Genomic DNA, 867 nt, shown 5'->3' with positions numbered 1-867 from the left:
CCGCCTGACAACGGAATCCACCCCGACCTGGCGCGGTGCGTGAACCACCCTCAACACGGCAATCTGGGATGAAACAACGGGATGAAACGCCCTCTGAGGGGCCCAGCGGGGCGGTCTGCCCGGTCTTTCCACGCCCGAGGGATACCAGGCATCCACGCTCGGCGGCGCGGACGGGGCGGTCAGAGCGTCCACGGCCCCGGGCCGCTCAACCGAATGTGATCGACAGCATGGCGCCGGCCGCGCAGTCTTACTGGAGTGGCCTGCAAACAGGGCGCCGGATCCGGCCCCAGACCGGGGCCGCAAAACCGATAGGCTCGACGCCCTGCGGAAGGCCTGGCCACCGGATATCGATCCCACACCGTATCAAAAAGGGCCTATACCTAAGCGGCCGAAGCGGAATGACTTTTGGCGGAGGCTGATCAGAGGAAGGACAGCAGCCGAAAGCCCTGCTTCGCTGTTTAGCGATACCTAATCACTTTCGTGCTCCAAGGGGTTTACATGCCTTCTTCCTCCCACTCTGCGTCGTCTGCCGCTGCTCGTCGGATCCGCCGTGGCGGGGTGGCAGGCCTCCTTGCTCTGGCCGTTGCCGGCACTGTCGCCGGGGAAAGCGCAGGTGAGGCGTTCGCCGCTCCCGGCTCCCGCACCGCTGCTGCTGGGGTGCCGGGTGCCTCCGGCACCGTGTCCGGTGTGTTCGCCCCCGGCGAGGAGGCCGGCGGCGCGGTGGATGCGCGGACCGGCCGCTACGCCCTGGAGGTGCCGCTCCTGGCGACGGCGGGGCGGGGTGAGGCTTCGTTCGGCCTGTCACTGTCGTATGACCAGGAGTTGTCGGGTCTGGGGGTGGACCGGCAGGGCCTGGGCGCGGGCATG

General features: G+C 68.2%; 1 protein-coding gene. It reads left to right on the top strand.

The annotated features are described in order from the left end of the window. Positions 1 to 687: 687 nt before the first annotated feature. A partial coding sequence (locus IF89_RS39390; RefSeq protein ID WP_043194881.1) for a hypothetical protein occupies positions 688 to 867 on the top strand: 180 nt, incomplete at its 3' end.

Origin of the sequence: Streptomyces sp. NRRL F-2664 (genome assembly GCF_000719345.1) — a bacterium.
In the GTDB taxonomy this organism is placed as follows: domain Bacteria; phylum Actinomycetota; class Actinomycetes; order Streptomycetales; family Streptomycetaceae; genus Streptomyces.
The sequence above is the reverse complement of the archived record's forward strand: the minus strand, read 5'-3'. Positions and strand labels throughout refer to the sequence as shown.